This window comes from Agromyces bracchium (assembly GCF_009709675.1).
In the GTDB taxonomy this organism is placed as follows: domain Bacteria; phylum Actinomycetota; class Actinomycetes; order Actinomycetales; family Microbacteriaceae; genus Agromyces; species Agromyces bracchium.
Map to the genome: position 1 here is coordinate 1 of NZ_WMLB01000007.1, position 3,406 is coordinate 3,406.

Below are 3,406 nucleotides of genomic sequence, written 5' to 3' on the forward strand. Positions count from 1 at the left end.
GCGGAGCGCGAGTACGTCCGGCCCGCGCCGTGCGGCGAGGAGTTCAGCGACATCCGATCACCCAGGCCCTCGACCACGTACGACGCCGTGCCCATCGAACCCGGGATCAGGCCCGGCCGGCCCACATCGGCCTGGATCGCACCCTTGCGCGACACCCACACCCGCTTGCCGAAGTGCCTTGCTCGGCAGCCATCGCGGGACCGATCGCTGCGACGCGCGACTTCGAAAAAGCCATCGTGGAATCCGCCTGTACTCCGGATCGCCCTGCGAGCCATTACGCAGGACACGGCTGCTGACTGTCCGAGGTAGTCGACGTTCGCGTGCGGCCACAACGAGCGGACACGTATGCGGTGAGTACGCTCGTGGTTGTGAGCGCCGACGGAGTACGAGACCCACTCTCCGCGTCCTTCCCTTTTCTCAGTGCGGAGTATGCATCCATCCGCGCTCCTCGGCGGCCGGTGAACGTCTTCCGGCTTTCCGGCTTTCCGCGGTGGGAGACCGTTTCGTCTCGCGTGCTCGGGTATTTTCTCGATCCGCGCGAGCGGCATCGCTTGGGATCAATGTGCGTGGACGCGCTTCTTCGAGCGATCGAGGCTCAGCACGCCAGTTGCCTCGGCGGGGATGAGCCCCTCGATGCTTCGACCCTGCTCGGCTCCACGGGATGGACCGTTGACCTGGAAGCCGGCACCGCCGACGGCAAGAGGATCGACATTCTCCTCACCAATGACGAATTGAGTGCGGCGATCATCGTGGAGAACAAGCTCGATGCAGACGTGTACAACCCGTTCGCTTCGTACGCGCGATATGCGATGAGTTCGTACCGAACCGTGCTGTCGATCGTATTGGCCCCCACGCACCGGTCGCTTGCGGCTCTCGATCGCGGAAGCGAATGGGTGTCGGCCACAATCGTCTACGACGACGTGTTCGACCGAATAGACCGTTTCGTAGCAGCCGAGCGCGGAGATGAGCGAAGTCTCGATCTGCTCGAACAGTTCATCGAGAACACCAGTGAGAGGGCGCAGCGGGTGGACGCCAACACGGAAGCCGAGACCTTGGAGGCGTTCTGGTCAGCAACGGTCGGCCCGGACAAACACTTCGGAGAGTTCTTCGAAGCCCTGGTCCGCGTGAACGGCATTCTCAGCGCCCGGGCCCAGACGCTGTTCACGTTGATTCGGGACGTGCTGCAGGAACGCGGGATTCTCGCCGACTCATGGCACGTCTCGGGGAGAGACCGGAGTTGGGGACGCGCAGACGGTCGTGTGGCCATCGTGTACTTGGGTTTCGAGCTCACGAACGGCGACTGCAGCGAACTGATGATCGGCCAGTACCCAGGGCGGTCATGGTCCGGATTTGCGATCAAGGCCTACCCCAGTCGGCGCGATCCGCACGCCATGTACGGGGCCTACAACCATGAACCGCTTGCTGCATCCTGGCGCGACCCGGACGCCGATGTCGTGGGTGCCTTCGTAGCCATCTGCGAACGGCTCCTCGCGGAGCGACCGAGCTCCCCAGGCAGGTTGATCGGCTGAACCATATGCGCCGGTCAAACGAGTTGTGAACTCGATGGGCTTGGAGCCGGGGCGCCGGTGCTCCTCGAACCCGGGATCAGGCCCGGCCTGCCGGCATCGGCCCGGATCGCGCCCTTGCGCGACACCCACACCCGCTTGCCGAAGTGCCTTACCGGGCTGCGGCAAGGCAACCAGACGGCGTCCGGTCGTCGGGAGGTGCCGATACGCTCGCGCACATGGAATCGGTGCCAGTGACCCCGAACGACCTCGCTCGTGAGCTCGGCGCGTCGCCGCGTGCCATCCGCGGCTACCTGCGCTCGAAGTACGGTCGCTTGGCGGGGCGTGATGAGACGCGTTGGCAACTTGACGGTGCGCAGGCCGCCGACGTCCGGCGCGAGTTCCAGCGCCGCGGCGGGCACCAGGCGTGAGAGTCGACGACCTCGTCCGGCCCTATCCGCGGGTGTTCCACATGTCGGCGGATGGCAGTTGGCCGTCGATCGCGAGACATGGGCAGATCGACTGATGCCTTCAGACGCTGCACTTCGACCGGGCTGTCCCGTGATTTGTGGAGTTTCCATGCCGTGGTTTGTGATCGATTGAGCAGGGCCGGCGACATCGTGCGGCGCGCGCATCGCACCCAGAAAAATACGCGATCACACAGAATTCTGTGCGATCGCGTAGTATTCTGTGCACGGAGGTTCGCATGCGACTACAGCATCCATTCGAAGCGATCACCCCGTCAGTCGACGGCGATTGTCTTGCCGTGCTCGCGAGGGCAGACCACGAGTTCACGGCATCCAGGCTGCTGCCCCTGCTGGGGCGCAAGCGCTCACTGTCTGGCGTCCGTAACGCGCTCGACCGACTCGCCGATCAGGGAGTCGTCAGCGTTCGCCAGGTCGGCAACGTCAACAGCTACTCCTTGAATCGCTCCCACATGCTTGCGCCCGCGCTGATCGACATCGCGACAGCACGAGATCGTCTCGTGAGTCGGCTGGCAGCCGAGATGGCGGGCTGGCAAGTGAAGCCGACGTTCGGCGCGATGTTCGGGTCCGCCGCTCGTGGAGACATGCACACGGAAAGCGACATCGACGTGCTCATCGTCCACGCCGACGACGTCGACATCGAGCTCTGGAGCGAGCAGGTCGCACACTTCCAGCGACAGGTCACCTCGTGGACGGGCAACGATACACGTGTCCTCTCGCTCACCGAGAGCGAAGTTCTCGATCACGGTACGGAAGACCCGGTGCTCCGCGAGATCACGCGCGATGGGATCGTGCTTGCCGGACCGACGAACTGGCTTCGACGAAGGGCGCTCGGCATCGCATGAACCCGAAAGCAGACCAGGGCGCTCGCGAGGGTCGACTGCGGAAGGCGCGCGCCTTTCGCGAGTCGGCGGAACTCACCGAGCAGTTCATGAACGACGGCACCGACCTCCGCGATGCGTACGTGACGATGTGCGTCCACGCAGGCATCGCGGCAGCGGATGTCATCTGCATGAAGGCGCTCGGCGAGTACTACTCCGGACCACGACACGAGGAAGCGACACGGCTCCTGGAGAAGGTCGACAAGACGCTCGCCCGTCATCTCGCGACCCTCCTCGCCATGAAGACGAAGGCCGGCTACAGCGACATGCCGGTGTCGAACGACCAGATCACACGCGCCGGACGAGCGATGGAGGCGCTGGTCGATCGCGCGTCACAGTGACGGCGACTGAGGAACGCCGCAACTCGCACCCGACCGTCTCCGAGTGGGTGCGAGCCGCGGCATCCGTCACCCCTTCATGCGGTCGCGATGAGGCCCCTCAGTCCCCCTTCACGTTCACCACCTGCCGCAGTGTGTGCCGGACCCGCACGAGCGACGCGGCATCCGCCATCACCCGATCGATCGGCTTGTACGCC

5 protein-coding genes and 2 pseudogenes are annotated in these 3,406 nt (G+C 64.7%); 4 read left to right on the top strand and 3 right to left on the bottom strand.

The genetic code is table 11. The features are described 5' to 3' along the window. Window positions 1-176 (bottom strand): annotated as a pseudogene (locus tag GJ743_RS02775) (RtcB family protein); the annotation flags it as partial. Window positions 177-368: 192 nt separating this feature from the next. Here GJ743_RS02775 and GJ743_RS02780 point away from each other — a divergent pair. Next, the gene (locus GJ743_RS02780) at window positions 369-1,529 is read left to right on the top strand and encodes a PD-(D/E)XK nuclease family protein (protein ID WP_196216889.1); all 1,161 of its coding nucleotides are present in this window, start codon (window positions 369-371) and stop codon (window positions 1,527-1,529) included. Window positions 1,530-1,579: 50 nt separating this feature from the next. Here GJ743_RS02780 and GJ743_RS20350 read toward each other — a convergent pair. Then, window positions 1,580-1,678 (bottom strand): annotated as a pseudogene (locus GJ743_RS20350) (RtcB family protein); the annotation flags it as partial. 66 nt (window positions 1,679-1,744) lie between these two features. On the opposite strand from GJ743_RS20350, the gene GJ743_RS02790 reads away from it, so the two are divergent. From GJ743_RS02790 to GJ743_RS02800, 3 genes are all read left to right on the top strand, one after another. Continuing rightward, complete coding sequence (locus GJ743_RS02790) at window positions 1,745-1,936, top strand: hypothetical protein (protein ID WP_155050422.1); 192 nt, start codon at window positions 1,745-1,747, stop codon at window positions 1,934-1,936. A 275-nt stretch (window positions 1,937-2,211) separates the two neighbouring features. After that, window positions 2,212-2,835, top strand: a complete 624-nt coding sequence (locus GJ743_RS02795; RefSeq protein WP_155050423.1) for a nucleotidyltransferase domain-containing protein — start codon at window positions 2,212-2,214, stop codon at window positions 2,833-2,835. Continuing rightward, entirely contained in the window at window positions 2,832-3,212 is a 381-nt protein-coding gene (locus tag GJ743_RS02800) for a hypothetical protein (protein WP_230386402.1), read from the top strand. The genes GJ743_RS02795 and GJ743_RS02800 overlap by 4 nt, the downstream gene beginning before the upstream one ends. A 97-nt stretch (window positions 3,213-3,309) precedes the next feature. Here the strand turns inward: GJ743_RS02800 and GJ743_RS02805 are convergent. After that, on the bottom strand, window positions 3,310-3,406 hold a 97-nt coding region (locus GJ743_RS02805), incomplete at its 5' end, for an RtcB family protein (RefSeq protein ID WP_155050424.1).